Raw genomic sequence first — 26,864 nt, 5'->3', positions numbered from 1 at the left:
CCCCTAGAAATCAAATTTCAGATAGGCCAACGCACCCTCGTACTGCCAGCGAATGTCGCCATCAAATCTATTTTTTGAAACACTCACGTCGAACTCTACGGCATTGATGCCAACGCCAATCGCGATGGTTTTGGTCACGCTGAAATCGAGTCCGGCGAAAACGTCGTACAGGGATCCCTCGTAGTCTCCGTAATCGACAACAAAAATTTCGCCACTGCCTCGAAATGCCCAGCGGTCGGCAAAACGGTATTCGCCACGCAGGCCGATAACGGGTAAAGGTGTTGTCAGGTCATTTGACTCGACACTACCTAGCCTCGATGTCGAAAGAGTCGCGCCAAAGTCTGCTATGTAAAGGCCGGCAGTCGCACCAAGAAAACTGCGATCGCGTTTCAGAAACATCCAGGTGTATGCAGCCTTATAGATCGCGAGGTCGAGATCGGTTTTTACAGTGCTGCTGATGGGATACGTTGTATCCTCCCAGATGATTTCCCTTTCAATCTGTTTCGAGGATGCGCGGGACAAATCGAATGCGCTGAAGTCGAATCGATGCTTTTCTGCGAATCGCCAGTACCCGTCTACACGAAAAACCGTATCCGATTTTTTGAGCCCAAGGTCGTCCTCTAAATCTATGTCCGTTCCCCGGCCAGAGTCCCCGTCGACCCTCGTCCGGCTTTCGCGATCCGTAAAAAAGGCGCCTATGCTAATACTGAATGTCGGGTCTTCCTGTGCTATCGCTGTGCTTGTGATCATCAGCAATATAAAAAGCCATGTGGCTCGCATGGCATACCCTCCCATGAGATTCTTTTTTCAGTATTCCCCCTCAACGCATCCGCTCGCTATCAAGAAAACGCATGGCTTGATATGAAAAGGATAGCTCACAAGTTGATTACTGTCTGATCAATATCCGATCGGCTTGTGAGTGCAAGGTGTCGGACGAGGGTTCGTCAAGCAGGCGTTTGTAGTCGAGCGAAATTGCCCCATGTGGACGAAGCCGCATTCGCGCGAGATACCGGAGGGCTACTATCTGCTCAAGCCAATTTCCTGTTCCTGCGAGGCTCGGCCGCTCATTGCCCATTCAGAGAATGTGCTTCCCCTATTTCCGCCCAATGAGTAATACGCCGTTTATCTCCATCCCAGAAGTACTTCAGATGCGGCCCCTGCACAGGTATGGACACCGCTTTCGGTTTAAACGCTGCAATACACTCACCGCCTGGATGCCGAACGCTGTTGTACAGCAGCCCATTTGATCCTTTCTTCCGCCATCGGCCTGCAAATTTCTGGCTTAAGTCGTAATTATCCGCATCCGGGTTATGCAGATCTTTGAATTCAGGCCCGCGGATGTCGTGCATCTTCATCACTACGGAGCCTATGTAGGCTCTCATGGTAAGCGCTATGGAGTCCTCGTTCGCGGCTGCCATCTCCCGCTCCTTGTGAAACACGGTCTCACGAATAGCGCCTTCCAGCGAACTGGCGGCGTAGTAGACCCCAAAATGACGATCCGCAAAGCGGCTTCCAAACCCAAGGTGCGTGAACGATGCCATCACAGGTGAACTGCCAGGGCCACTGATTCTGTCGCAGGGCTGCACCAGATGGATATCCCCCGCTTCATCCCGCAAGCGGGGATTCGTCATGCTTTCAATCTCGAACGCCAGCTCGAATTCGTCTGGCTCATAGATGCGCTCAAACAGATCTATAGGGGGGTAATGACTGGGGATGATCCGGTAGGTTTCCCACTTAGGAAGGTGCAGCGGAGGGGTTGAGAACATCACCACCCCCGCTTGGCATCAAAATACTGGCGGGTCATCATCAGGTTCATCATGGAGCCTTGGGTCATGAACTCCATGGCAGACTTGCCGCAAAAGGGTATGTCTGATGTTTTCAGGCGAATTCGGCGGTTTGCTCGCTCATGGGTCGGGTACAGAACCTGTAGGGCCTTATAGATACCCAGAATGTAACTGATCCGCTCCATAGTGTCCCGAGAAAGCCTGGTAGGGTTCAGCTTGGCGTAATTATAAAGGGTTGTTCTGGAGGGCCCACCAAGCAGTTTGCTCCGCTCTTCAGCATTACACCCCCACTCTTCCGTTATCCGGAAAAAGCCTTTTAGTGCCACGCGACCTTTTTCGGCTTCACGGTCACTTTCAGTACTTTTACGTTCAACTACAGCTGTCATGGGTCGCCTCCCGCGCCTGAGTTGTTCATGTATGAACACTTTAACCCATGCCGTCCACTTTTGTCATGCTCTGATTGTGTAGAGCTTATTTACATGGCAACTGCCGCCCGAACGCCCTTAATACTGCCGCGGTACTCCTCCATAATCAGCTCCACCAACTCGGCGGCGGGCAATTCCCGCGCCATGGGTGCGCCCTGACCTGCCCACTGCGCGGCGAACTCATGGTTACCAAGTTTTGAAGCCGCCGCATTCAGGCGCTTGGCAGCATCGTAAGCAACCGGGTAGTCCGCGGTCGGCGGGCTTTCCGCAGCTTCGCCGAAGGATATCAGGCGGTTAACGATTCCCCGTGCCGGGCGACCAGAAAGCACCGTCGTTAACCGTGTTTCCGCTGTCCTCTCACTCTTGAGTGTTTCACGGTAGGCCTCATTCGCAGACGACTCCGGGCACAGAACAAACGCAGTTCCGAGTTGCACCGCTGCCGCACCTGCCTCAATCGCAGCTTTTGCTCCAAAGCCGTCCATTACACCACCAGCGGCAATAACAGGCAGCTTCGTCTTCTGGGCCAGTAGACGCACAAGCACGAAGGTACTCAGGCATTGATCTGTAGCCTCCGGATTGAACATGCCTCTGTGACCGCCTGCTTCAATGCCTTGCGCCACTACGGCGTCAATGCCTGCAGCCTCAATTGTTGCGGCTTCGTCAAGGCAGGTAGCCGTTGCCATGGTAAAGATGCCAGCCTCTTTTAGTGCGATAATTCGTTCTGGCGATGGAATGCCAAAGTGGAAGCTGACAACCGCCGGCTTCAATTCGAGCAGCACGGCCAGTGTTTCGTCATCTTCAATAAACGACGTATAAATTTCACCAAGCGAATCGGGGGGCTCTATACCGGCCTCCCTGAACAAAGGCGCCAAATACTGCACCCACGCAAGCTCTGCCGCCTCATCACGACGAGCAGGCTCATGGCAGAATACATTTACATTGAAAGGCCCCTTTGTGAGCGCCTGAGCCTGCTCAATCATCGCCCTTGCACCAGCGGTTGTGCTGGCGCCAATCCCCAAAGAACCCAGACCGCCGGCATTAGTGACGGCAGCAGCCAATTCCGGAGTAGACACACCAGCCATGGGTGCCTGCACGATTGGATAGCGGATGTCTAAAAGGGTTGTGAGACCGCTGGAAGCGTTCATAAAGGCTCCTGTTCAAACTTGGGCATTCGGAATATGCACTTACCTTGCAAAACTGGAGTGTAACGCAGATTACTGCAGACTGCGGCAGCCCTATAAGGCGAAACAGGCCCATTTAATCAGTGTTTTCACGGGCGTCTTTGACAAACAGCTAATAACAGACAATGGTTTAGGGGTATAGCATGGTGTAAAGCCTAGGAGCGTTTAAAACGCATTCAGTGCCCCGCCTCGATAAAGGCTCCCTGAATGCACAGAGCTCCCCAATCGAATATATCGTGGGATTTAGCGAATGACCTTTGCACGCATTGCCGGCACTGGCTCTTACCTGCCAGAGAATATTGTTACGAACAAAGACCTCGAAAAGACGGTGGATACCACGGACAAGTGGATCCGCGAGCGCACGGGCATTGAGCAACGACACATTGCCGTGAAAGGCCAGACAACGGTGGACCTTGCTGAGCAAGCAGCGCTGAATGCCATTGAAGCTGCAGGTATAGAGGCCAGCGATATTGACCTGATTGTGTTTGCAACCTCCACTCCGGACAAGATTTTTCCCAGCTCCGCGTGCATTCTGCAAGCCCGGTTGGGCATTCATGGATGTCCGGCTTTTGATATTCAGGCCGTATGTAGCGGCTTTGTTTATGCCCTTTCGGTCGCTGACAAGTTTATAAAAACCGGCTCCAGCAAAAAAGCGCTGGTAATTGGCGCTGAAGTGTTCTCGCGAATCATTGATTGGTCCGACCGGGGCACCTGTGTGCTGTTCGGGGATGGTGCTGGCGCCGTGATTCTGGAAGCGCATGAAGAAACCGGTATTCTTTCCACTCATATTCACGCTGACGGCCAATACGAAGAGTTGCTCCATGTACCCTGCGGAATTGCCAGCAACTACGACCAGGTTAAAGCGGGTAAAGCCTTTGTAGAAATGAAAGGCAACGAAGTGTTCAAGGTTGCTGTAAATACTTTGGGCAAGATCGTTGATGAAACCCTTGAAGCCAACCAGATGGAAAAGTCCGAAATCGACTGGCTGGTGCCTCATCAAGCAAACCTGCGCATCATTACGGCTACCGCGAAAAAACTGAGCATGTCTATGGACCAGGTTGTGGTTACCGTTAACAAGCACGGCAATACTTCCGCGGCCTCTATCCCTCTCGCTTTGGATGTTGCTGTCAGAGATGGGCGTATTCAGCGCAACGATGTTGTAATGCTTGAAGCCTTTGGCGGCGGGTTTACCTGGGGCTCGGCACTGTTGCGTTACTGAACATAGCCATAGTGCCCGCTGTAGCTTTCTCTGCGGACTGACTGCTTTTATCTCTGCTGGGTGTATTTCTTCATTTATGTCGGCTACACTGTGTTTTTATACAGTAAAGCAGACATTCACTGCGAGGAATGACCATGGCGGTACAAGCAGTCTATTTTTCCGATAGGGACGGCCTGGATATGGCATTAAAAAATCCTGAGACCATGCTTTTTACATCAAAAGCGGATGCCGATGCCCGGGATAAGGTGTTGGAGCTGGCGGAAGAAATCCAGGTTTACCTGGCCCGCAAAGTAGAAGGACTGGGCGATGATTTGGCGGAAAAGTGCGCCATGGCCATCGCTGAGGATAAAGATCTTTTCCAGAAAGCCCTGAGAAAACCCGAACTACTAAACGCTACCCAAGAGTAACCCCCCCCTCCCCTTCATGCCCGATAAAGCTGCACCTCGTGAGAAGTGCAGCTTTATAGTGTCTGGCGTAAAAAACACCCCGAAAATGTGAGAACTGACGCTTATTCCGAGCAACTCTGGCACAAAAAAACATGACTTATCTGACACCAGAGGCATATAGTGAACAAGGCGTCATTTTTTTCATGATCGGATATCACGGGTATGACCAATAAAAACAGCAGTACACAACCTTCAATTATCATCATCGGAACTGGGTTTGGCGGCATCGGCATGGCAATCCAGCTAAAGAAAGCCGGATTCACCCATGTCACTTTGCTGGAAAAAGCCGATCGCGTTGGCGGAACTTGGCGGGACAATACCTACCCGGGTGCCGCCTGCGATGTGCAGTCCCATTTTTATTCCTATTCCTTTGAGCCCAAGCACGACTGGTCCCGGAAATTCGGCCTGCAGCACGAACTCCTTGGTTATATGGAGCACTGCGTTGAAAAGCATGATCTGGGCGAGCAGATACGCTTCAATTCAGAAGTAGCTGAAGCGGTATTTGACGAGGTCCGCAACCACTGGATGGTAACGCTGACAAACGGCGAAAGGTTGGAAGCACAGGTTGTCATTTCAGCCACTGGCCAACTCAATCAGCCGGCCATGCCCAATATTGACGGCCTGAACGACTTCAAAGGCACATCCTTTCACTCCGCTCGTTGGAATCACGATTACGATCTGAAAAACAAACGTGTTGCGGTCATAGGCACAGGTGCCAGCGCCATCCAGTTTGTACCTGAAGTTGCCCGTGAAGTGACATCACTCTCTCTGTTCCAGCGCTCTGCTGCCTGGGTTGTGCCAAAACCTGACCGGCCCTTTAAACGCTGGGAACAAAACCTGTTCAAAGCTGTTCCTGCCTGGGACAGGCTGTACCGGTACATGATCTATTGGAAGAACGAAAGCCGGGGCCTTGCCTTCACGGGGTTCAGCAGTCTGTTAAAAATACTGGCCCTGCAGGCCAAAAAGGAAGCGCGCAAACACATCACCGATCCGAATAAGCGGAAACAGATCATTCCCGACTACCAGATTGGCTGTAAGCGTATTCTGATGTCCAACGATTGGTACCCGACCATCAATCGGCCCAACCTGGATCTTGTTACAGATCCAATCGCGAAAATAGATGCCACTGGCGTTCAGACACTATCAGGTAACCATCACCCGGTGGATGCCATCATCTTCGGTACTGGCTTTCGTGCTTCGGAGTTTTTGTCTCCGATTCGTGTTACCGGGCGCGGCGGTGTGACGCTAAACGAAGCCTGGAAGAATGGCGCCGCAGCCTTTAAAGGCATTGCGGTCTCCGGCTTTCCGAACTTGTTCATGCTGTATGGGCCCAATACAAATCTGGCCCACAATTCCATTCTCTACATGCTGGAATCGCAGTTCCAGTACGTGCTTGGCTGCCTGAAAACCCTACAAGCACACCCCGGTGCCGCCATGGATGTTCACCAAGACAGAATGGAGAGCTATTCCAGCACCATTCAGAAAGACCTTGAAGGCAGCGTATGGAGCTCCGGATGTTCATCTTGGTATCTCGACGCCAATGGTAAAAACACACTGAACTGGCCCGGTTTCACCTTCTCCTACCGTCTTGCCACTCGTAACGTGAACCCAGCGGACTACCAGTACCTCAAACCAGCCGGGTAATGACCGGCTTTCGCTTCCCCATCAGCGCTCCCCAGTTGCCATCTAACTTTTCTTTATCGATGCATTTGCATCTGTAAAACATTCATAGGATGATTGGATGATCAGTTGAACGGATGATAAACAATGCTGAAGAAAATACAGAAAGGCTCACTGGTGGAAACGGCCATAGAAAGCCTGAGGCATGCGATAGAAGCCGGACAGTGGTCGGTTGGAGACAAGCTCCCGGTGGAGGCTGAGCTTTCAGAGGCCCTCGGCGTTAGTCGCAATACAGTGCGAGAGGCGGTACGAGTGCTCGCCCACGTTGGAATGCTTGAGACCCGGCAGGGCGACGGCACCTATGTAAGAGCCACCCGGGATGCCGGTGAAACCCTCAAAAGGATTGCCCGCACCCAGCTCACTGATCAACTTGAAGTGCGGATTATGCTGGAGACCGAAGCCGCAAAGCTGGCGGCGCAACGACGCACGGATCAGGATATCCGTGCCATGACTATGGCTCTTGATGCCAGAGGTAAGGCCGACTCAGATCTGCCCGCACGTATTCGACATGATGAGGCATTCCACCATGCACTAGTGGCCGCATCCCACAACTCGGCGCTCTCGGAACTCTATGATTACTTTTCCCACGCCATAACCCAGACCATTGAGCGCACCGAAAGCGATGCAGACCTGCCAGAACCCTCACAGGAAGATCACGAGCTGCTTCTTGCAGCCGTTCGCCGTCAGGATTCGGACAAAGCTGAGAAACTTGCCCGGGCACTCCTCTCCCCCAGCCTTCAGGCCTTACGCAAGAGAGGCTCGTGACCATGAAGTTCCGGCCAGACACCTTTACCATTATGTTACTGGGCGCCGTTGCCCTTGCTTCATTTTTGCCGGCCACCGGTGGTGTCGGAGAGTTATTGGCAGTGGCAGGGACAGTTGCCGTCGCCCTGCTCTTCTTCTTCCATGGAGCAGCATTATCACGACAACAAATCGTAGATGGGGCATCTCACTGGCGGCTGCACATACTCATCACCGCGCTTACCTTCGGCTTCTTCCCGCTGGTCGTACTTCCCATAAACGGCATGAGCAACGTCGCACCTTCCTGGATGCCGGCTGACCTGGGGCTTGGATTTCTGTATCTGGGCGTGCTGCCGTCTGCGGTGTCTTCATCCATTGCGTATACAGCTTTGGCCCGCGGCAACGTACCTGCGGCTATATGCAGCGCTGCCGCATCGAACGTATTCGGAATGATGCTGACGCCCTTCCTGCTTCTCCTGCTGGTAAGCTCTGCTGGCAGCGGGGATTTTGCGGTGGGTGAAGCCCTTAAAGATATCGTGCTGCAGCTATTACTGCCTTTTGCTGTTGGCCACGCCATGCGTCCTGTTTTGGGAGGTTTTCTGGGCCGGAACGAGCATCTGATGGCGCGCTACGATAAGTGCGTGATCTGGCTGATCGTGTATTCCGCTTTCTCCCATTCCGTAGAAAGTGGTCTTTGGCAAAACCTGCCAGTGAAAGCCATTGTTCTCACCATACTGCTGTGCATCGGGCTACTGGCGCTGTTTATGTTCTTTGCGCGATTCCTCGTACGGCGGTTTGGGTTTAGCCTGGAAGATGAAGCTGCGGTGGTTTTCTGTGGTTCAAAAAAGAGCCTGGCTTCCGGGTTGCCCATGGCAAAAGTGCTGTTTTCCGGGCATCCGGGCTTTGGCATGATCGTTTTGCCGATCATGTGCTACAACCAGGTTCAGGTTATTATTGGGGCCATTCTTGCGCAAAAATATCGTGACAAAATCGCCGAGTCACGATTGCCCGCGCAAACGGAATAGGCGATTGCCAGATCAGCCGCCGCCCATACCACCGAAAAGCGTCGCGAGTATTACGAGCCCGATAATCCAGCCTATTACGGCTGGCCAGAAATTAACCATTTGCGGAAGCTCTTCATCGATAGGCTCACGCCCTGGAGCAGGATCAGCATAGTCGCGCTCCTCTTCCACAACCGACCTATCATGAAGGCTCTGCCAATCAAACCAATCTGCCAAAAACCCGACAACCGGCGCAGGAAAGCTGCCGTTTTCGGCCATAGGCAGAAGTTGCGGCTCGAGTTGTCGACCTAGTTCCTGGCGCAAAATCGCCTGATCTGCAGGGGGTTCGCGAAGGATGGCCTTCCATATGCCCGCATCCTGGCTTCTGCCCGGATCGTTCAGAAGCGCTTTGATCTGGATCATAACCTCACGGACAACCTGCCCCTCTGAAGCATTCAGATCGCGATCAACTTGGCTCAAATTCATATCAGGCATACACGCAACCCATCTAATCGTTACATTTTTGAGAGACAAACAGTTTGCAGTCAAATACGATAGCAACAGCACATAATAAGACTTAGCTTCGCGCTTTCACTCGGCTGATTATAGAACGACACCTATGCCCGTTACGAATTTTGAGAAGAGCACGCCGCCAGTTTTAGTCTGCTATTGTACAAACATTACTGCCAAAGCACTGCTGGCCTCCCTCTTGTTAGGCCCAATGGTTGCTAGCGCCCAGTCAGCTTCTGGCGCAGCCGAGCCACTGGGTTTCTACGGGTTTAGCCACGAGATACCTGAAGTTTTAACAACAACCCGGCTCAGGCAGCCGAAAACACGTGTCCCGGGAACAACCACCGTTATTGAAGGCGAGATGATCCGCGATCTGGGGATTATGAGCTTGGTTGAGGTGTTCCGTCTGGTTCCGGGCATGGTTGTAGCTGAAGTAGGTAGCAACACCCCTGTTACTACCTATCACGGTACCGTGCACTACGAGCAGCGGCGAATGCAAGTGTTGGTTGATGGCCGCACGGCTCACCGAGCAACACTTTCAGATATGGACTGGCAAACCATGCCAGTGCCCTTGGAACTCATCGAGCGCATAGAAGTAAGCCGGGGGCCTAACTCTGCGGCCTACGGCATTAATGCCTTCCTGGGCACTATCAATATTATCACCCGGAACCCGGCCGACACCGCTGGCGCTGAAATGCGGGTTGTTCGTGGTTCCAGAAACTATATCCGCACTTTTGCTTCAGTTGGTGATACCAGTGAAAATTACGACTGGCGATTAGCCTATGAAAAGCGGAAATTTGGTGGATTTGACTACCAGCTAGATGGCGATGAGCGCGTACCTTTCCATAACGGCCACGATATTAACACCTTCAATTATGACTCTCGCCTGAAGGTTAATTCCGGCTTCAATGCGGATATCCGCCTGGGTGTCGTTGATGGGATTAATGAGGAAGACAGAGATAAAAATGGTGAGCTTGGAGCCACAGGCAACCCTGACATTGATGTCCGTGACTATTATCTCCAGACCCAGCTTAACTTCACAACATCCCAGAACCATTTTTTCCATTTCCAGATGAGCTTCGAGAATTACGACCGCAGACAAAGCTGGCCGGTATCCATACCTGAATCTGCAGTGGATTGTCTTGCCAACGGCGTGTTGGTATTTCACCAGCCGAATCTGCCCCTTTGCTTCCAGCCAGGCGGTACCCCGCTAATCGCAGACATAAACGCAGATTCTGAAGACTCCAGGCTGGAGTTCGAACTTCAGGACACGCTGCTATTCAGCGATGACTTGAAGCTGGTAACCGGCCTGGGTTTTCGCAAAGACACTTACCGCTCAGAAACCTTCTTCAACGGGCGCGGCAACAATTACCAATCCAGAATTTTCGGTAATCTCGAATACACTCCAGTCACCTGGCTCACTCTGAACGGTGGCGGTAACTGGGAGCGAACAACAACGACAGATGAGGGGTATTTCTCACCCCGTGTTGCGGCAAACTTTACCCTGAGCAACAACCATGCGCTAAGGTTCGTATACTCAACAGCAGTACGCACGCCTGATGGATTTGAACAGAATCCGGATTACGGGTTTACCCTGAGAAACGTGAGGCCCGGCCAGTACGCTGCATACGAGGGTTATCGTGTTGAAAGCACAGCCATCTGGCAACACCCCAACCTTGTCACCTTGGGGAGACATCTGGAAGAAGAGAGAATAGTTTCTCGAGAAATCAGCTACTTCGGGCTATTTCCTATGAGTACTGGTCAAATATCTCTGGAAGTGCGCGTGTTTAAAGACAAGCTCAGGGATATGATCAGCGGTGTCATCCAGTTTGATGATTGGTCGATCGATAACAACGTCGATTTGGATCAACAAGGCGTGGAAATTGAAGCGGCCATTGAATACCCGGGAACTACCATCAGGGCCAGCTATGGTTACCTTGATCAGGATGGCTGGTATAGCGGCCCCCAAATTTATAACGACGATGGCAGTATCAACAACCACGAAAAGCAATACAACGTTGAGCTGCTTGGCCGCATGTCAGTCAGGCACTCCGGCAGTCTTGCTCTTATCCAGGACCTGCCATTTGGCCTCAAAGGCTCTACCGCATACTACTGGGCAGACAAGTTTCGGAACTCTCGATTTGAGCGCATTGATTTCCGATTGGCAAAACGGATTTTTCAGCCGCGCTATTCAGCGGAACTCGCATTGACCGTTCAGCATTATGTAAACGAAGAGCCGGATATGAGCCGGGCCAATAATATTGAAGATCAAAATCAGATCTTCCTGGAAGCGGGCATTCGCTTCTGATCGCTAATCAGGGAAATCTTCCAGCCTGGGATGGTATGAAAGACAAGGTGCTCTTTATAAAACGCGATGTGATACCGGTGGTTAAATTCCTTACCGCTGCGAAGGTTTGCGCCTTTATAACCATCATCATGCTGGTTGCGCCGCTGGCTGTCCTTGCCGAGCATAATGGCAAATCACCTGTTTATCTTGTGGGTTCCGGTAACCGCCCTCTGGATGACCATATGCGCACTCTCCTTGAAAAGGAGCTGGAGAATCCAAAAGATTTGACTGTCATCACGGCCGAACAAGCAGTGCTTGCAGATGGTGGCCCTATTGTCACCATAGGTCCCGCAGCGTTCTCCCGCATACGCCAGGCTAACCGTAACGCATCAGTACTTGCACTTTTGGTGGAACCAGACTTTCTTGAGCCCTTTGCTCGCCATTCGTCAGGGCAGATTTCCGGGGTTTATCACGGCGCTTCTCTTCTTCGCCAGGCTTTGATTGGTAAGGCCATCCTTCCTCAGGCCACACGTATTGCTCTTATATCAACCACCGGCTCAGCCGAGCTTTACGAGGAGCTTATTGACCAGCTTCCAGCCTATAATCTGGAAGCACGCCTCTTTGTGGTTGACGATGAAAAACAGCTCATTCCAACGCTGAACAGAGCGCTAAGTTACGGTGATTTTTTATTGGCGGCTCCAGACAAAGCAATCTACAACCCCAGAACAATAAAACACGTACTGCTTACAGCGTATCGCAGAAACAGAATTGTCGTAGGTCCGAGCCGGGCTTATGTCAAAGCCGGCGCTATTGCCTCAGGGTACGTCCCCTTTCCGGCGATAGCGCAAATGGCGGCGACCTATCTTCAGACATTGCACGAAACAGGCAAATTTCCAGAACCGGACTACCCGCGGGAATTCCGGACAGAGATCAATGAACAGGTGGCCCGATCCCTGAACATTCCTCTCGCTACCCAAGAGCAGATTACCCGAAGCGTAGAGCGACGCATGAAAAATACAGGAGGGCCAGGCGATGAGTAAGAACACCGTCGGCACCCCACTCGCTCGCAAGCTCCTGCTGCTGGGGGCACTACCTTCCATCGTGATGTTTATTACACTTATGGGATTCTTTACTTCTGCTCGGCTTGATGATGCCAGTCGCAACCTTGCAGACAGCAATCAACTACTGGCTGATAGCCTTGCTCCCTCGCTGGAGTACGCCGTTGTATCCGGCAACTCTTCAGCTCTGGAGGAAATACTTTCCCAGTCCATTCGGCATAGTAAAGCTGATTGGATTCGCATCACCGATGTGGCTGGAGTACAAATTGGTTACGTGCATGCTGACACCCCCTTCTCAATGGATCAGGAAAGCGAATTCCAGGTCTACCAAGCGGAAATATTGCAAAAACCTCTGGAACTTGGAGAACAACGGAAAATGCTCTGGTTCGAACCAGAGTTTGGCGCTAGTGGCGGCGAGTTAAGGGTCGGAACTGTTTACGTTGGCGTAAGCAACAAAGCATTGGTGAAGCGGCGCAACGACATTCTCTGGTCGTCCCTCACTTTAGGGCTCTCATTGCTGCTCTTCACTATTCTGGCCATCAACTATACGTTGAGGCCGATTCTCTCCCCTGTAAACCAGCTTTCCGGGCGTGTTACTCGCCTTATCAAAGGCGATTACCGTATTAGTGAGGTAAACAGGCGTCGTAATTCCAGGGAAGTGATTGCTATTGAGCACCAACTTAACCAGTTGGCCGAGCACCTCGCATCACTAAAAGCCTCAAGAGATCAAACCTTGGGTCTGTCAGAGCATGCGCGGGAAAAAGCAGAGACCGCAAGCCGAGCAAAATCCGAGTTCCTGACTACAATGAGCCACGAATTGCGCACACCGCTAAACGGTGTCCTTGGCATGTTTGATCTTGTCAAGGCAGAGCCCTTGACTCCAAGGCAGAGGGATTACCTGCAGACTGCTCGTCAATCCACTGAAGACCTTCTGACGGTTATTAGCGACATTCTGGATTATTCACGCATGGATAGCGGCGCTATCGTGTTTGATAACCAGCCTTTTAATCTGCAAACACTTATTGAGAACTGCGTGGCGTCATTCCGGCACATGGCAGAAGAGCAAGGGTTGGCGCTGACACTCACCTTTTTTGGCGACTGGCCCCAAGTACCTGTGGTAAGGGGAGATGCCCCAAGAATTCGGCAGATTCTCGCCTGTTTGCTTGATAACGCCATCAAGTTTACAAGCGAAGGTTTTGTGAATGTCCGGCTTGGCTGCTTTGGCGTGGAAGATGGCTGCATCATTGTTAATTGCTCTGTTAGCGATTCAGGCAGTGGTATTCCCCAAGGGCAAATTACAGATATATTCAGTACATTCCAACAACTCGACGTTGGTGATACCCGGAGCTTTGGCGGTGCAGGGATCGGGCTATCACTGGTTCAACGCCTGGTGGAGCTTCTGGGTGGGCACATTCAGGTGGAAACACACCCTGGAGATGGTTCATCCTTCCGATTTGAGTTACCTCTGGAGTTGGCGTCTCCCGATGACATGCCAAGAGAGCCTGAATTAACGCTGCAAACTGAATTACCCCTGTCCAGCCGAGCTCTGGTTGTGGAGGATAATCTGGTAAACCAGCGTGTAGCCGTAGCCATGTTAGGCCGCCTTGGCTTTCATACGGAAGCCGTCATCAATGGACGTGAAGCGCTGGCTAAGGTTCACGCCAGCACTCAGCGCTTTGATGTCATTCTTATGGATTGCCAGATGCCATTCATGGATGGTTATGAAACGACACAATATATCCGTGAATGGGAGGCAGAGCATGGCCTGCCCAAAACCCCGGTCATAGCCCTGACCGCCGATGTACTCCCGACAACAGAGCGTAAATGCCTTGAGAGTGGCATGGACGATTACCTGTCCAAACCTGTGCGAATGGAAAATCTTCGGGAAGTGTTAGGGCGCTGGGTAAAGCTGACTTGATATGAACATGGCACCTTGCGGCTACTGAAGCCCTTCCATGGGCTTCACAGGCTGATCAGGCGACCGGCTCTCGCATGGTGACAAACTCTTCGGCAGACGTTGGGTGTATGCCTATGGTGGAATCGAACTGGGCCTTGGTGGCGCCGGCCTTTATAGCAACAGCAATGCCTTGGGTGATTTCACCGGCATCTACCCCAACCATATGGGCGCCAAGCACCCGATCGCTTGCGTCATCGACTACGAGCTTCATCAGGCAGCGCTCATCGCGTCCGCTGAGGGTAAATTTCATGGGTTTGAATTCAGAGCGGTAGATTCTGAGAGAATACCCTGCATCCCGAGCTTCTTCCTCTGTCAGGCCGACTGTTCCAATATTAGGCTGGCAAAAAACCGCTGTAGGGATGGCAGAGTAGTCCATTTCACCCTCACCGTCTCCGAACATTCTGCGGGAAAGAACCATGGCCTGCGCAAGTGCTACCGGGGTTAACTGTGGCGTGCCGATAACATCGCCAAGTGCAGTTATCGAAGGTACTGAAGTCTGGAAATAGTCGTCTACCACAACATGCCCGGAGGCATTCAGCTCAACACCTAATTCCGCCAGCCCCAGGCCATCTACCAGTGCTCTTCTCCCCGTTGCAGCCATTACAAGCCCTGTCTCCATAACGTCTCCGTTACTGAGCTTGACCCGGTAATGGGAGTTATCCGGCTCAACGGACTCAATGGTTACACCAAACTCCAGCCGAATGCCTTTCTTGCGCATTTCTTGCTCGGTGAATTTACGCACGTCATTATCGAAACCGCGGAGGAAAAGATCACCACGGTAAAGCAGCGTTGTTTCAACACCCAGACCCGCAAGAATTCCAGCAAACTCCACTGCAATGTATCCGCCGCCCCACACCACCGCCTGTTTTGGCAGTTGAGGCAGATAAAACATCTCGTTAGAAGTGAGGATGCTCTCCTTGCCGGGAATGTCTGGAACAACTGGCCAACTACCTGTTGCAACGGTAATGTGCGCGCTTGTATATTCCTGATCACCCACAACAACTGTGTTGGGATCTTTTATAGAGGCAGTGCCCTCAATGATGGTAACACCGGCATTCTCTAACAAGCGGCCATAAATACCATTGAGCCTTTCTATTTCAGAATTCTTGTTGGCAACAAGCGTAGGCCAGTCGAAGCTTGCTTCTTCTAAAGGCAGGTTCCAGCCATAACCTGCCGCATCTTCCAGCTCATCGCGAACATGGGCCCCGTAAACAAACAACTTCTTGGGCACGCAGCCTACGTTAACGCAGGTACCGCCAAGGTAGCGGGATTCTACAACCGCCACCCGAGCACCGCGCCCGGCCGACATACGGGCAAGGCGCACTCCACCAGAACCGGCACCAATTACAATAAGATCATAATCCAGGCTGTTAGACACAGTGTCTCCTGTTGTTTGTTACAGCATTAATTTTAAGTTGCCGCTGCCTTGGTTTCCGGGTGAATTTCGCGGAACAAAATATGGTCCTCGAGACCACCAACACGGATTTTCCCAAGGCTACGGAAGCCTTCTGACTCATAAAATGGCAGGTAACGGCTGTTTCCTGTATCCAGAACCAGGCCGGTTCCCCGCGGGTTTTCTGCGCACAGGCGCTGAACGGCTTGCAACAAAAGCCGGCCGTAACCGCGATTCTGATATTTGGGATTGACGCCCATCAATGGCAACTGATGCGCCAGTGGCTGAGGCAAAATTTCACGAATTCTTTGATGATAATGCATGTATCTACGCGTGGAGGCAAAACCCGCAGTCAGCACCATACGGATTCGCCAGCTGAACTGGTTCGCAAGGTTCAATCTCAGATCCGGGTCACCGATAAACGCCACAGCCACCAAAGTATCATTAACCATCACCCCGACCGATTCCTGATTCAGTTCAAAGTACAAATCAACAAGCTCTCGCACAGTTGCTCGAACCCGCTGTTTGTAACCGGGTTTGCGATGGTTGAACAGGTACTGGAAGGTTGGTTCATCCCGGTAGGCATCATATAGAATGGATCTGGCTTCGTTCAGCGCACTGACATCCAGCCGCACAATAACCGGTTGGGCTTGGTTATTTTTATTGCTACTCATATTTTCGCTCCTGTCACAGTCCGGCATGCTCAGCCCGGAACCCGGCTAATTCGAATCAGATTGTCAATGTTAGGCGAACAGATACCCTGCCCGGCTCGCTGGAGCTGTCAAGAGCGGCTTGGTCTATAACCACCCCGTGCTTACCATTGAGCATTTCAAGCCAGGCTGCAACCTCTGAATAAGGAACTGACTCCAGCCAAACCCGTATTGCAGAATCGCCGCTGGGCTCAAAACGTTGCAACGCAAGACCAGACTCCCTTGCTGAGCGAGTGACAAGCCCCATCAGAGCACGCCCATCGGCAGGAATATCTGCAGATGCAGTTGCTGGGCCGGCACTGTTGCCGCCCATGCGCCGTATAATCGGCTCGTTGCTCTGCATCCATGCTACAAGCTCCGAGGCATTTTCTTTGCTTGCAACGGCCTTGGAATGAAAGCTCGTAACCGGGTTCCAGACTGCGAAATAGAGAATTCCGAGAAGCAGGGCCATGGCCAGGACTGCAAGAGCCTGCTGGTCTCGCTTGGGAAGCTGGTCATACTGGGCTATCAGCTTCCTGACTGCTGGCTGTTCTTTCAGTTTCGTCAACATGGCCTTACCCTCCCGATACCGTCAGGCGGCCACGGGCGCCGCTGGCTTCGTTAACTACTGAACCTATTTTGGCATCAAGTCCCTGCCCTGCCAGACCGTTTCGGATTGCGCTGAGGCGATCGTAGCTTGCAGCGCGAACATCAACAACCAGCTCGCCACGGGACTGACTGTAATTAATGGAGTTAAAGGTTACCGATCCGGTTCCCGCAACATTCGAGTACTGTTGGCCAGTGTATTTCATCAAGGTCACAAAATCTGCATCAGGCCTATCTGAACCTGCCATGCGCAGTTGTCCCTCAATGACCCGCCTCACATTACCTGCATGGGTTCTACGATCATCAGGAAATGCCTTGCGGTATACCATCATGGCCTGCTGGCGCATTTCATCGGCCTGTTGTTGGTAATAGAAACCCATTCCGGCTTCGAGAGCCACTTGCACCACAAACCAGACTGCCGCTACAGCAATCAGCGGCTTCCAGGGTTTCAAAGGACTTGCTTTACCGCCCTTTACCGAGAAGTCCCTCTGGCACAGATTAATTGGACGGCATAGGTGGTGGTGATGGGCATGGGCCAGCAGTTCCAAAGGCATCAGTTCCAGACTCTCCCGACGAACTGAAAGCCGCCCTGGCGTCATGAGTTCCGCAAGCATTGCCTGCTGCTCTTCGAATTCAGTTTGGGTGCCATAGACCACTATGGGAACGTCAGCAACCACATCCTCTGAGGGGGGCGTTGCCAAGGTGTGTGCGAACATGCCAAGGTTTTCCGACTGCATGCTCAACCACTCACCACGGTCGCTGACCATCATGGCGGATTCACCATCCAGGCAGATAGACCAGCCCTCTTCTGTCATCGGCAGCAAGGCAGCATCCGGGTAGATCGCATCAAGCACGGTGTGCGGCCAACCGCTGAACAGCTCCAGCCATTGGGCCATCCTGTCTTTATCAATTGCCGCTACCCGGTAGCCGTCGTGAGTGTGAAGCCCAAGGGCCAAGTGGACACTGTCTATATCCTGGGCTATTTGCTCTTCAACTGCATAGGGTAAGGCCTGGTTGATAAACCGGCTTTGTTTGGCAGGAATATCGGCCAGGCAAAACAGAGCCTCATCGCCGGGAATAAGCCCCACAAGCAGAACATCCGTAAGCCCGTTTTGGCTAAGCGTCTGCTCGATTGTGCTGCGAACATCACCGCTACCCTGTGCCTGGACATCGCCACCGGCATCATAAAGAACCCAGTTGAACAGACGTCCCTCCGGATTTTCTCCGGGTTCTGAAAAGGGAGCTAAAGGTCGCACGTAAAGGCGGTAAGACATGGTTATCCTTCCGAGATAGTATAGGGCTCTTTGGTAATCCGATTCTTTTGTCCGGTATCCCTGTGAACCGTCCGGACATTGCCTTCTTGATCACGGAAAACTGTACTTACCATATTAACAACACGGTTGTCGTAGGTAATCCGTGAAACAATTTCGAAAAAACGGGTTTGCAGCCCTAAACCTGCGGATTTCAGGCCGGAGGCGGCAAGCTCCGGCAGGGCCAGAAAGTCCTGAAGGTTTTCAAACCGCGCTTCCTCACGTTTCTCAAGAATAGACTCAGCTTGGGTAATCGTCAGCTCATCATAGAGAGACATCAGCACTTCAGCAGTTGCCGTGTTCACATTGATGCCTACCCCGTTTACTGGCAAGGCCGCCACATGGGGTTGTAATGCCACATAAATCTCTTCTGTCATACCTTCAATCAGCCTAAGTTCAGACACGCTCACGAAAGGTTGGTTTGCTGCCCGGTAGCCAGGTACAGCCATAAGATACTGCCCGTCTTCTGCACCGTAAGCGCTGATTGTCTGGTCGTCAGGATCCACCCAATCAATCAAGGCGTCTACTGAAACGCCTGTAATATTTAACGCCGCAAATAAGCGGGTAAAACGTTCTTTGGTAATCGTATTGACCTGTCCACCGGAAACCACGAGGTCATTCAGGTTTATCCGTCCGCCAAGGTCGTCTATCTGTACTTCAACAACTCCGTTGTTTTCCAGTGGCAAAATAGCTGCGTTCATTGCCCAGAACTCATCCAGGCTATCTACCATCAGGTTGTCTTCTTTATCTTCTTCAAAATCCCGCAGCAGAATCTGGCGGGCAAAATCTTCAGCACCTAAAGCAATATTCTTGCCTTGCTGTTGTGCTATGTAGTGTCCGGCTTTAAATACCCTTAAATTCTGCTGCTGGGTCATCCCTGAGGCCAGCATGACCACCAGCGCCATGGCCAGTAGCACCATTATCAAGGCGACACCCTGCTGGTTTCCGGGTGAAGAGGGGCAAGGACGAACCGTCATGAAGTCTTAGCCTCCCTGCCCTGACACACTGACCTCTTCCTCTTCTTCCGCTTTGTTGCGGTCTTTATTCCACTGGTTCAAAAAGCCTTGTGCCTTAGCAGGGTCAAAGTCCGGTAATACAAAGGTTCGTACCAACTCACCGAAGCGCTCATGCTCCAGGGTAATCTCTACTGCCCGGGGCAACGATATATCCGGGCGGCTGCCCGGGTTCAGTGCAGCCAGTGACTCATCAGAGGGCCAATCCGGTTCCCAACCATTTTGATCGTTCATAAACCGCAGATCAAAAGCGGTGACACCCTCGAGCAGCAGTATCTCCTGACTCTCGTCTTCCTGGCCTTGATCAAGCACTGGCCAGTAACGGCGGCGCAATTCGCTGCCTGTGTATTCCCAACCCACGCGCTGCAAGCCACTGCGCCGAATACCCAGCGGGTTCCGCCAGCCTTGTCGGGTGAGCATCAACGCCAAGTCATCTTCACGACTGGTGAAAGCGGGCTTGAAATCACCATAAATATCCCGGGCGGGACGGTTCACAATTTGAGTCATGTCCCGCTCCATAAGCAGCATGGCCCGCTGAAGCCCATCAAAGCTATCAGCAAGCTCATCAACCCTGTCGCGGGACTGAATGACACCATTCAGCACTTGCCATACGCCAACACCTATGACCGCTGTAATGGTAATAGCAACCAGCACTTCCAGAAGCGTAAAGCCATGCTGGCTTTTCATTTTGCACCTATAAAAGCAGCAAGGGTATGTACCGGGTAAGGCTTTGAACGGCCCTCCTGATAGCGAGCGACCTCAACTTCTACACGTCGCATTTCAGGTTCTGCAGTTGCCATGATTTTGGTGGTCACTCGCCAGCGGAAAGTGCCGTAATCTTTGTCTTTGGCATTTTCGGAAATACCCGGCAGGCTTTTTTCCAGCCGAATTTCATTGATGCGATTATCGGCTAGCCAGCCTGCAAGGGTTTTATCGCGGATGCGTTCATAGCTCGTTATGTACTGGCTTCCAACCTCAGCAGATGCGGTTGCTATCAGGCCAAATACAAGCAGCGCAATCATTACTTCAATAAGCGTAAAACCTCTGGCTGGTTTTGCCATGTTTGTTGGGGGGTGCGGCCTCACCAATCATCCCCCTCGTCGCCGGGGCGACGCCATTCAATGGGAGAAACCCCATCGGAAACCAGAGTTTGGATATAGTCAGTCCGGTTACTGATATTGAACTCGAGCTCAAAAGGCGTGGTTTCTCCACTGGAAAAAAACACTACATCCGGCCTTAACTTGTCTTCAGCGGAAGATAACCTGGGCGCATCGCTTTCAATGAACCGGGTAGCAATGAGCCATTCCGGAAATTTTCTGGCTCGGAATATGCGCTCGCCGGAACCTTTCCATTCAACGGATTCATCCTCAAAAGCCACGAACTGATAACCGTTTTCTTCAAACAACAGGCCGAGTTCAAGATTGTTCAACACAGCCTGGTCTGATGCGGTCTGCATCAACAAATACAGCTCGCGAACCTCATTCTGCAGTTCACGTTGCTGGGAGTTGCCACCCATGGTAAAAACGGCCATTGCTGCAAGCAGTCCCACCAGAACCAGGACAACCAATATCTCAATCAGCGTAAAACCAGCGCTGCTGTTCCCTGACCCGGTGTGCGTCATTAATCAGGTGCCGATATTCCAAACGCTGATATCAGCCGCATCGTCATCACCACCTTCTTGTCCATCAGACCCCTTGGAGTAGAGATCGTAAGGTCCTTCTCTGCCAGGGCTGACGTATTCAAACTCATTGCCCCAGGGATCCTTCGGAAGGCTTTTCATGTAGCCGTCCGGGTTCCAGTTTTTGGGTTCCGGGCTACCACTGGGGCGGGATACCAGTGCATCCAGCCCCTGCTGGGTAGATGGGTAATGACTGTTATCCAGCCGGTACATATCCAGCGCCCCGGCAAGATTCTTCAGCTGGGTTTCTGCAATGGTTACTTTCGCCTGGTCACTTCGGCCCATTATGTTAGGGGCTACTACGGCCACCAACAGGCCGAGAATCACCATTACAACCATGATCTCGATCAGGGTAAAGCCTTGGCTGGATTTCGGCATATGCAGTTTTTGCTTTGTCATTGTGTCACTCATTTCACTCTTGAATGGTTGGTTTAAAAGACAGCTTTAACGTATTGATTTAAAACTCTTCAGGGTCAGAATTTTACTACCCGACCAGATTACTCATATTCAATATTGGCAGCATGATCGCCATTACGATAATCAAAACGACAACGCCCATAATCAGCAGCATCATCGGCTCAAAAAGCCCAACAATGGCTGCAATTTTCGACTGTAGCGTATTTTCCTGCATGTTCGCGGTACGCTCCAGCATACTGTCCAGCTCGCCGCTGGCCTCGCCACTGGCAATCATGTGCAGCATCATCGGGGGAAAGTAGCCAGACTGGTCCAGCGCCCGGTGTAAGGAGCCGCCTTCACTTACCTTGCGGGCAGCCTCCTTTAGCTGCTGGCGCAGGTAGTCGTTAGAAAGTACTTCGCCGGCAATTCTCATGGCATCGACCAGGGGCACGCCGCTGGTTGTCAGTATGCTGAGGGTACTGGCATATCGCGCCGTGTTAACACCCCGAACCATTCCGGAAAACAACGGCAAGTGGAGCAGGCGCTTGTGAAACCGCATACGAAACGCGGGTTTGGTGAGCGCATAACGAAACGCTACGAAGGCCGCTATTAGCAGAATCAACAGATAGACACCAAAACCGGAAAGAAATTCCGACATTGCCAGCATGGCCTGGGTAAGTGCTGGCAACTCCTGCCCCTGTTTCAGGAAAACTTCAATGATGTCTGGCACAACGTAAGTCAGCAGGAAGACAACAATGGCAATCGCCACAAAGCTCAGAATGATCGGGTAAATTGCTGCCAGCTGTATTTTTTGGCGGGCTTCCTGACGGTTTTCAGTGTAATCGGCCAATCGGTTAAGAACCAAGTCCAGGTGCCCCGCATGCTCGCCGGCGGCGACCGTTGAGCGGTAAAGACGCGGGAACGCTTTAGGAAACTCCCCAAGACTATCCGCCAGTGTATAGCCTTCCATAACCTTGGCACGTATGGCGATAAGCATGCCTCGAATCCGGGGTTTTGCGGTTTGCTGTGCAGTTGCTGAAAGGGCTTGCTCAATCGGGATGCCAGATTGAATCAAAGTTGCAAGTTGCCGTGTAACCAGCGCGAGATCGGCGGCGGCCAAGGAGCCCCCAGTACTTAACGGGTTGCTGGGCGTTCGCTTCTGCACAGCCGGCTCAACCGCAAGTGGCGTCAGGCCTTTTTCCCTGAGTTGCTGGCGTACCGCTCGCGGTGCATCAGCCTCTACCACTCCCTGTTTTTGCTTACCCTTTGCATCCAGTGCTTTGTATTCGTAGGCGGGCATGGCTTACTGGCCCCGGTGCGTTACGCGGAGCACCTCTTCCACGGTGGTAACGCCTTCAAGTATCTTGCGAACACCGTCTGAGTGAATACTGGGGCCTTTAAGGCGGGCTTCCCGCTCCAGATCCAGCTCACCTGCGCGCTTGTGAATCAAAGCGCTGATTTCTTCCGTTATTTCAACCACTTCATATATACCAATCCGGCCACGGTAACCAAGGTGATTGCACTCTTCACACCCTTTCGCCCGGTAAATAGTCGGCGGGTTCGCAACATCCTGCTGCAGAAACTCGCAATGCTCTTTTGAGGGCGTGTAAGGCTCGCAGCATTCCTTACACAGGACTCGTACAAGCCGCTGCGCGACAATGCCCACCAGGCTTGAGGAAATCAGGAAAGGCTCTATTCCCATATCCATCAGGCGAGTGATAGCGCCTACGGCTGTGTTGGTGTGCAGAGTGGATAATACAAGATGACCCGTGAGGCTGGCCTGAACGGCAATCTCGGCGGTTTCAAGATCTCGTATTTCACCAATCATTACTACGTCCGGGTCCTGGCGCAAAATAGCCCGCAAGCCGCGTGCAAAGGTCATCTCAACCTTTGAGTTTACCTGTGTTTGCCCAATGCCGGGCAAGTTGTATTCAATAGGATCCTCAACCGTAAGGATATTTCGGCTACGGTCGTTTATTTCCTGCAGTGAGGCATACAGTGTTGTGGATTTACCCGAGCCCGTTGGCCCTGTAACAAGCAAAATGCCGTAGGGCCGGTGTATGAGCTTGCGCAGAATCTTCAAATCGTCTGGTGCCATGCCCAGGGATTCCAGATGAATGGCCCCCGCTTGCTTATCCAGTAATCGCAGAACAACCCGTTCACCGCTGGAGGAAGGCATTGTAGAGACCCGGATATCCACTTCACGGCCTGCTACTCTCAATGCAATTCGCCCATCCTGAGGTACTCGCTTCTCCGCAATATCCAGCTTTGCCATAACCTTGATGCGAGACACCAATAGCGGCGCCAAAGCTCGTTTTGGCTGAACAACCTCACGCAACACGCCGTCTACGCGGAACCTGACCACGAGGCGTTTTTCGTAGGTTTCAATGTGTACATCCGAAGCACTGGTTTTTACTGCTTCGGTGAGAATAGCGTTAATCAGGCGGATAATCGGCGCATCATCTTCCTGCTCAAGAAGATCTTCCGTTTCCGGAACCGAGTCAGCGAGCGAAGCCAAATCCATGTCGTCGCCTATACCTTCAACCATCTGCATGGCTTCCGCAGAATCGTTCTGATACGCAGCGTTCAGGGCCTGATCAAAATGGTCAGGCTCGATAGTAGTGAACCGCGCGCGGCCGCCGCTGATGCGGTTGGCTTCTGCCAGTGCAGAATGTGGGGCACCGGGCCTGACCAGAATAACCGGAGTGCCCTCTTCCGAGCGGGTCAGAATCACACCGTTGCGCTTGGCAAAGGTGAAGGGTAAACGACCCAGCGGAGCATCCTGCGGCTGAAGTGCGGTTTCTGTGGTCAAGGTTTTCCTCGTTTCTATCAGGCATTCAGGGTTTTGTGCGCACTCGCACACTCTGCAACCCTTTCTGTTTTATGCGGTTCAGGAAGGCTACCACAGGATATAGGCCCGCTGAATAACCCTTTACACTATACTCCCAATAAAAGGCGCTATTCTGATAACCTGTGGTACTTTCGGCGTTTTCCAGAAAGTGTCCGGAGGCCAGCTTTTGCCATGCCAGGGATTCTGACAGTTTGCTAACTTGCATTCAGGACAATTAATGCTCTCTATTAACCCAAAGGTTCCACTCGCGCTGGCTATTATTTCAGGGTTGGCCATGGTGGGCGCTACTGCATGGCAGGGCTATGATTTCTGGCAGGCTCAAAACCAGCAAGTTGTTCAGTCCGGCAAAGTCGCTTTGCAGCCCACCACCAAAACACCTGCTCCCCCCAAAGTTGCACTTGCGTCCCTTGAGTTGTTTGGCAGCGCCCAGCTCGGTGAGTCACAAGCTGATGAGAATACAGAAGATCTACCAGAAACCAACCTCAGGATATTTCTCCGAGGCGTTCTGGCTGGCGACGGCGAATTCCCGGGCAGTGCTCTGATAGAAGATGACAAAAACAAAACGGATGTCTTTCTTGTAGGCGACGAGCTGCCCGGCAATGCCAAACTCCGCTCTGTTCATCCAAACCGCGTGGTTCTTGATCGCGGGGGCAAACTGGAAAATCTGTATTTTCCAGAACCAGACAACCGTGCAGGCATGACCTTCTCTGCTGGCGCCGGCAATTCTCAATATGCAAACCAACCACGCCAGGCACCAGCCACATCGAGCCAGCCCGCTTCGGCAACCTCTTCCGAAAATAATCAGCAGCGCCGTGAGGAGATACGCAAGCGCCTTGAGCAACTTCGCGAACGCCTCCGCACTAACGGTTAGACTGAATTAAAAGCCACGTAATTAGCCGTTGCACTTCACTGTCGCCAAATGACACCACCAATGTCGCCATGGGACAGTGTGCGCGCCGGATAAATCGATAGAATGCACTCCATCATACAAAAAACGGGAGTGGGTTTTGATGCGACGTTGGAACGGTTGGGGCGATGAGACATTCAGTCTGGAACTTCCCGCACAGGGGCAAAGCTTTTTATCCAAGCGTGTAGGTGACGGTAAAGCCCTTGAAGACGCATCCCTTGAATCTGTTTGCGCCAAGGTTCCTGAATCACGCCTGCCGACCGATGCCACTGTTGATAAGCTGATTGATACCACACCCGAAGTTCGTGTTCGCCACTCCCGTGGCCAGAGCCTCGATGACTGGCTGGCGATGCGCAGCGGCGACTTCAGAGTGTTCCCGGATGGTGTTGCTTGCCCTGAAAGCAGTCTCGACGTGCAGAAATTGCTTCAGTACGCACAAACCAACAGCATTGAAGTTATCCCATACGGTGGTGGTACCAGCGTTGCCGGTCACATCAACCCCTTGGCTGGCGACAAGCCGATCCTGACAGTGGACATGGGCGGAATGAACCGCCTTATGGATCTTGACCAGGAAAGCCAGATTGCAACCTTCGGTGCCGGTACACCGGGGCCTTTGGTTGAATCCCAACTGCGGGCCCAAGGTTACACGCTCGGACACTTTCCCCAGTCGTTCGAGCTCTCAACTGTGGGTGGCTGGGTAGCCACTCGCTCCAGTGGGCAGCAATCCCTTCGCTACGGCCGAATTGAGCAACTGTTTGCGGGTGCCCGTGTCGAAACTCTCAAAGGCACATTGGACATCCCCACTATACCGGCATCCAGTGCCGGGCCCGACATTCGCGAAATGATTCTCGGGTCAGAGGGCCGGGTCGGGCTGATCACAGAAGTGAAGGTCAGGGTTAGCCGCCTGCCGGAACAGGAGAGCTTTCATGTTGTATTCTTTCCTGATTGGGATAAAGCGCGCACTGCCTGTCGCATGCTCGTACAGAACCGCATTCAGCTCTCCATGCTGCGCCTCAGCAACGCCATAGAAACCGAGACTCAACTGGCATTGGCGGGACATCCTCATCTTATCGGTATGATGGAAAAAGTACTTTCCCTGCGCGGAGCTGCAGAAGGCAAATGTATGATGACCTTCGGGCTGACTGGCAGTAAGCATCAGTGCACCAGTGCGAAACAGGAAGCAAAACGCATTTGTTCGGAATACAAAGGTGTGTATACCGGCACTCATCTCGGAAAAAAGTGGGCCGAAAAACGTTTCACCATGCCCTATCTGCGAGAAGCGCTATGGCAGATGGGCTACGCCGTGGATACGCTGGAAACGTCGACCGACTGGGATAACGTCGACAATCTGCTGGGCATCATGGAAAACAGCCTTCGCACCTGCCTGCAAACCCGTGAAGAAAGCAAAGATGAACGCGCCCATGTGTTCACACACCTATCTCATTTCTACGGCCAGGGTTGCAGCATTTACACGACCTATGTTTTCCGGGCTGCAGGCAGCTACGATGAAACTCTGGCTCGCTGGAAGCATCTGAAAAACACAACCTCTGAGCTGATTGTCCGTAACCGCGGCACCATCAGTCATCAGCACGGTGTTGGTAAGGATCATGCGCCCTTTCTGCCGGTTGAAAAAGGTGAACTCGGCATGCTTGCCATCCGTTCCTTGTGCAATACCTTTGACCCCAAAGGCATTCTCAACCCTAAAACCCTGCTGGACTGAACGGAGCCATCC

Annotated in this window: 25 protein-coding genes and 1 pseudogene; 10 read left to right on the top strand and 16 right to left on the bottom strand. The window is 52.3% G+C overall.

The annotated features are described in order from the left end of the window. Positions 1–3: 3 nt before the first annotated feature. The 4 genes from CDH47_RS15325 to CDH47_RS15310 all read right to left on the bottom strand — a co-directional run bounded on the left by CDH47_RS15325 (position 4) and on the right by CDH47_RS15310 (position 3,354). Positions 4–780 carry a hypothetical protein gene (locus CDH47_RS15325; protein WP_153045487.1) on the bottom strand — a complete coding sequence of 259 codons (777 nt, stop codon included), beginning with the start codon at positions 778–780 and terminating at the stop codon, positions 4–6. A 284-nt stretch (positions 781–1,064) separates the two neighbouring features. Further along, on the bottom strand, positions 1,065–1,766 hold the full coding sequence (locus tag CDH47_RS15320; RefSeq protein ID WP_100640909.1) for an RES family NAD+ phosphorylase: 702 nt from the start codon (positions 1,764–1,766) through the stop codon (positions 1,065–1,067). Continuing rightward, positions 1,766–2,170, bottom strand: coding sequence for an antitoxin Xre-like helix-turn-helix domain-containing protein (locus CDH47_RS15315; protein WP_100640907.1), 405 nt, complete (start codon positions 2,168–2,170; stop codon positions 1,766–1,768). Before CDH47_RS15315 ends, CDH47_RS15320 begins: the two co-directional genes overlap by 1 nt. An 89-nt stretch (positions 2,171–2,259) precedes the next feature. Continuing rightward, positions 2,260–3,354: an NAD(P)H-dependent flavin oxidoreductase gene (locus CDH47_RS15310; RefSeq protein WP_100640905.1), complete on the bottom strand. Its 1,095-nt coding sequence runs from the start codon at positions 3,352–3,354 to the stop codon at positions 2,260–2,262. Positions 3,355–3,640: 286 nt separating this feature from the next. On the opposite strand from CDH47_RS15310, the gene CDH47_RS15305 reads away from it, so the two are divergent. From CDH47_RS15305 to CDH47_RS15285, 5 genes are all read left to right on the top strand, one after another. Next, positions 3,641–4,609: a beta-ketoacyl-ACP synthase III gene (locus tag CDH47_RS15305; protein ID WP_100640903.1), complete on the top strand. Its 969-nt coding sequence runs from the start codon at positions 3,641–3,643 to the stop codon at positions 4,607–4,609. 134 nt (positions 4,610–4,743) lie between these two features. Further along, complete coding sequence (locus CDH47_RS15300; RefSeq protein ID WP_100640901.1) at positions 4,744–5,016, top strand: YebG family protein; 273 nt, start codon at positions 4,744–4,746, stop codon at positions 5,014–5,016. Positions 5,017–5,217: 201 nt separating this feature from the next. Beyond that, positions 5,218–6,699 carry a flavin-containing monooxygenase gene (locus CDH47_RS15295; protein ID WP_100640899.1) on the top strand — a complete coding sequence of 494 codons (1,482 nt, stop codon included), beginning with the start codon at positions 5,218–5,220 and terminating at the stop codon, positions 6,697–6,699. Between the two features lie 123 nt (positions 6,700–6,822). Next, the gene (locus tag CDH47_RS15290; protein WP_100640898.1) at positions 6,823–7,500 is read left to right on the top strand and encodes a FadR/GntR family transcriptional regulator; all 678 of its coding nucleotides are present in this window, start codon (positions 6,823–6,825) and stop codon (positions 7,498–7,500) included. Positions 7,501–7,502: 2 nt separating this feature from the next. After that, on the top strand, positions 7,503–8,501 hold the full coding sequence (locus tag CDH47_RS15285) for a bile acid:sodium symporter family protein (RefSeq protein ID WP_100640962.1): 999 nt from the start codon (positions 7,503–7,505) through the stop codon (positions 8,499–8,501). Between the two features lie 12 nt (positions 8,502–8,513). On the opposite strand, the pseudogene CDH47_RS15280 reads toward CDH47_RS15285, so the two are convergent. Beyond that, positions 8,514–8,927: pseudogene (locus CDH47_RS15280) on the bottom strand (J domain-containing protein); the annotation flags it as partial. 169 nt (positions 8,928–9,096) lie between these two features. On the opposite strand from CDH47_RS15280, the gene CDH47_RS15275 reads away from it, so the two are divergent. The 3 genes from CDH47_RS15275 to CDH47_RS15265 are packed head-to-tail and all read left to right on the top strand — an operon-like array spanning position 9,097 to position 14,250. Continuing rightward, on the top strand, positions 9,097–11,295 hold the full coding sequence (locus tag CDH47_RS15275; RefSeq protein WP_100640896.1) for a TonB-dependent receptor plug domain-containing protein: 2,199 nt from the start codon (positions 9,097–9,099) through the stop codon (positions 11,293–11,295). Positions 11,296–11,330: 35 nt separating this feature from the next. Next, positions 11,331–12,314, top strand: coding sequence for an ABC transporter substrate-binding protein (locus tag CDH47_RS15270; protein ID WP_239985832.1), 984 nt, complete (start codon positions 11,331–11,333; stop codon positions 12,312–12,314). Further along, positions 12,307–14,250, top strand: a complete 1,944-nt coding sequence (locus CDH47_RS15265; protein WP_100640895.1) for an ATP-binding protein — start codon at positions 12,307–12,309, stop codon at positions 14,248–14,250. The genes CDH47_RS15270 and CDH47_RS15265 overlap by 8 nt, the downstream gene beginning before the upstream one ends. Before the next feature lie 55 nt (positions 14,251–14,305). Here CDH47_RS15265 and gorA read toward each other — a convergent pair whose 3' ends face one another. The 11 genes from gorA to gspE all read right to left on the bottom strand — a co-directional run bounded on the left by gorA (position 14,306) and on the right by gspE (position 24,186). After that, positions 14,306–15,667, bottom strand: a complete 1,362-nt coding sequence (gene gorA, locus CDH47_RS15260; RefSeq protein WP_100640894.1) for a glutathione-disulfide reductase — start codon at positions 15,665–15,667, stop codon at positions 14,306–14,308. Positions 15,668–15,699: 32 nt separating this feature from the next. Further along, positions 15,700–16,356 (bottom strand): GNAT family N-acetyltransferase, encoded by a 657-nt coding sequence (locus tag CDH47_RS15255; RefSeq protein WP_239985831.1) that lies wholly within the window; start codon positions 16,354–16,356, stop codon positions 15,700–15,702. A 55-nt stretch (positions 16,357–16,411) separates the two neighbouring features. Then, positions 16,412–16,942 (bottom strand): type II secretion system protein GspM, encoded by a 531-nt coding sequence (gene gspM, locus CDH47_RS15250; protein WP_100640892.1) that lies wholly within the window; start codon positions 16,940–16,942, stop codon positions 16,412–16,414. Positions 16,943–16,946: 4 nt separating this feature from the next. Next, positions 16,947–18,251 carry a type II secretion system protein GspL gene (gene gspL, locus CDH47_RS15245; protein WP_100640891.1) on the bottom strand — a complete coding sequence of 435 codons (1,305 nt, stop codon included), beginning with the start codon at positions 18,249–18,251 and terminating at the stop codon, positions 16,947–16,949. A gap of 2 nt (positions 18,252–18,253) precedes the next feature. Continuing rightward, a complete protein-coding gene (gene gspK, locus CDH47_RS15240) occupies positions 18,254–19,264 on the bottom strand; it encodes a type II secretion system minor pseudopilin GspK (protein WP_100640890.1) in 1,011 nt (336 codons plus the stop codon). Positions 19,265–19,270: 6 nt separating this feature from the next. Further along, on the bottom strand, positions 19,271–19,987 hold the full coding sequence (gene gspJ, locus CDH47_RS15235; protein ID WP_100640889.1) for a type II secretion system minor pseudopilin GspJ: 717 nt from the start codon (positions 19,985–19,987) through the stop codon (positions 19,271–19,273). Then, on the bottom strand, positions 19,984–20,361 hold the full coding sequence (gene gspI, locus CDH47_RS15230) for a type II secretion system minor pseudopilin GspI (protein ID WP_100640888.1): 378 nt from the start codon (positions 20,359–20,361) through the stop codon (positions 19,984–19,986). Before gspI ends, gspJ begins: the two co-directional genes overlap by 4 nt. Positions 20,362–20,381: 20 nt before the next feature. Further along, entirely contained in the window at positions 20,382–20,921 is a 540-nt protein-coding gene (gene gspH, locus CDH47_RS15225; RefSeq protein ID WP_100640887.1) for a type II secretion system minor pseudopilin GspH, read from the bottom strand. 3 nt (positions 20,922–20,924) lie between these two features. Continuing rightward, the gene (gene gspG / locus CDH47_RS15220; RefSeq protein ID WP_100640960.1) at positions 20,925–21,377 is read right to left on the bottom strand and encodes a type II secretion system major pseudopilin GspG; all 453 of its coding nucleotides are present in this window, start codon (positions 21,375–21,377) and stop codon (positions 20,925–20,927) included. An 85-nt stretch (positions 21,378–21,462) separates the two neighbouring features. Continuing rightward, on the bottom strand, positions 21,463–22,674 hold the full coding sequence (gene gspF, locus CDH47_RS15215; RefSeq protein WP_100640886.1) for a type II secretion system inner membrane protein GspF: 1,212 nt from the start codon (positions 22,672–22,674) through the stop codon (positions 21,463–21,465). Positions 22,675–22,677: 3 nt separating this feature from the next. After that, entirely contained in the window at positions 22,678–24,186 is a 1,509-nt protein-coding gene (gene gspE / locus CDH47_RS15210) for a type II secretion system ATPase GspE (RefSeq protein ID WP_100640885.1), read from the bottom strand. Positions 24,187–24,442: 256 nt separating this feature from the next. Between gspE and CDH47_RS15200 the strand changes: the two genes are divergently transcribed. Then, positions 24,443–25,096, top strand: coding sequence for a type II secretion system protein N (locus CDH47_RS15200; protein WP_100640881.1), 654 nt, complete (start codon positions 24,443–24,445; stop codon positions 25,094–25,096). 139 nt (positions 25,097–25,235) lie between these two features. Continuing rightward, positions 25,236–26,852, top strand: coding sequence for an FAD-binding oxidoreductase (locus CDH47_RS15195; RefSeq protein WP_100640879.1), 1,617 nt, complete (start codon positions 25,236–25,238; stop codon positions 26,850–26,852). Positions 26,853–26,864 lie beyond the last annotated feature (12 nt).

It is taken from the genome of Marinobacter salexigens (genome assembly GCF_002806945.1).
GTDB lineage: Bacteria > Pseudomonadota > Gammaproteobacteria > Pseudomonadales > Oleiphilaceae > Marinobacter > Marinobacter salexigens.
The sequence above is the reverse complement of the archived record's forward strand: the minus strand, read 5'-3'. Positions and strand labels throughout refer to the sequence as shown.

What these genes read in the sequence shown, in the direction of transcription:
- CDH47_RS15325 (WP_153045487.1), bottom strand. Translation starts at nt 780, where the DNA reads ATGCGAGCCACATGGCTTTTTATATTGCTGATGATCACAAGCACAGCG.
- CDH47_RS15320 (WP_100640909.1), bottom strand. Translation starts at nt 1,766, where the DNA reads ATGTTCTCAACCCCTCCGCTGCACCTTCCTAAGTGGGAAACCTACCGG.
- CDH47_RS15315 (WP_100640907.1), bottom strand. Translation starts at nt 2,170, where the DNA reads ATGACAGCTGTAGTTGAACGTAAAAGTACTGAAAGTGACCGTGAAGCC.
- CDH47_RS15310 (WP_100640905.1), bottom strand. Translation starts at nt 3,354, where the DNA reads ATGAACGCTTCCAGCGGTCTCACAACCCTTTTAGACATCCGCTATCCA.
- CDH47_RS15305 (WP_100640903.1), top strand. Translation starts at nt 3,641, where the DNA reads ATGACCTTTGCACGCATTGCCGGCACTGGCTCTTACCTGCCAGAGAAT.
- CDH47_RS15300 (WP_100640901.1), top strand. Translation starts at nt 4,744, where the DNA reads ATGGCGGTACAAGCAGTCTATTTTTCCGATAGGGACGGCCTGGATATG.
- CDH47_RS15295 (WP_100640899.1), top strand. Translation starts at nt 5,218, where the DNA reads ATGACCAATAAAAACAGCAGTACACAACCTTCAATTATCATCATCGGA.
- CDH47_RS15290 (WP_100640898.1), top strand. Translation starts at nt 6,823, where the DNA reads ATGCTGAAGAAAATACAGAAAGGCTCACTGGTGGAAACGGCCATAGAA.
- CDH47_RS15285 (WP_100640962.1), top strand. Translation starts at nt 7,503, where the DNA reads ATGAAGTTCCGGCCAGACACCTTTACCATTATGTTACTGGGCGCCGTT.
- CDH47_RS15275 (WP_100640896.1), top strand. Translation starts at nt 9,097, where the DNA reads ATGCCCGTTACGAATTTTGAGAAGAGCACGCCGCCAGTTTTAGTCTGC.
- CDH47_RS15270 (WP_239985832.1), top strand. Translation starts at nt 11,331, where the DNA reads ATGAAAGACAAGGTGCTCTTTATAAAACGCGATGTGATACCGGTGGTT.
- CDH47_RS15265 (WP_100640895.1), top strand. Translation starts at nt 12,307, where the DNA reads ATGAGTAAGAACACCGTCGGCACCCCACTCGCTCGCAAGCTCCTGCTG.
- CDH47_RS15255 (WP_239985831.1), bottom strand. Translation starts at nt 16,356, where the DNA reads ATGAGTAGCAATAAAAATAACCAAGCCCAACCGGTTATTGTGCGGCTG.
- gspM (WP_100640892.1), bottom strand. Translation starts at nt 16,942, where the DNA reads ATGTTGACGAAACTGAAAGAACAGCCAGCAGTCAGGAAGCTGATAGCC.
- gspL (WP_100640891.1), bottom strand. Translation starts at nt 18,251, where the DNA reads ATGTCTTACCGCCTTTACGTGCGACCTTTAGCTCCCTTTTCAGAACCC.
- gspK (WP_100640890.1), bottom strand. Translation starts at nt 19,264, where the DNA reads ATGACGGTTCGTCCTTGCCCCTCTTCACCCGGAAACCAGCAGGGTGTC.
- gspJ (WP_100640889.1), bottom strand. Translation starts at nt 19,987, where the DNA reads ATGAAAAGCCAGCATGGCTTTACGCTTCTGGAAGTGCTGGTTGCTATT.
- gspI (WP_100640888.1), bottom strand. Translation starts at nt 20,361, where the DNA reads ATGGCAAAACCAGCCAGAGGTTTTACGCTTATTGAAGTAATGATTGCG.
- gspH (WP_100640887.1), bottom strand. Translation starts at nt 20,921, where the DNA reads ATGACGCACACCGGGTCAGGGAACAGCAGCGCTGGTTTTACGCTGATT.
- gspG (WP_100640960.1), bottom strand. Translation starts at nt 21,377, where the DNA reads ATGACAAAGCAAAAACTGCATATGCCGAAATCCAGCCAAGGCTTTACC.
- gspF (WP_100640886.1), bottom strand. Translation starts at nt 22,674, where the DNA reads ATGCCCGCCTACGAATACAAAGCACTGGATGCAAAGGGTAAGCAAAAA.
- CDH47_RS15200 (WP_100640881.1), top strand. Translation starts at nt 24,443, where the DNA reads ATGCTCTCTATTAACCCAAAGGTTCCACTCGCGCTGGCTATTATTTCA.
- CDH47_RS15195 (WP_100640879.1), top strand. Translation starts at nt 25,236, where the DNA reads ATGCGACGTTGGAACGGTTGGGGCGATGAGACATTCAGTCTGGAACTT.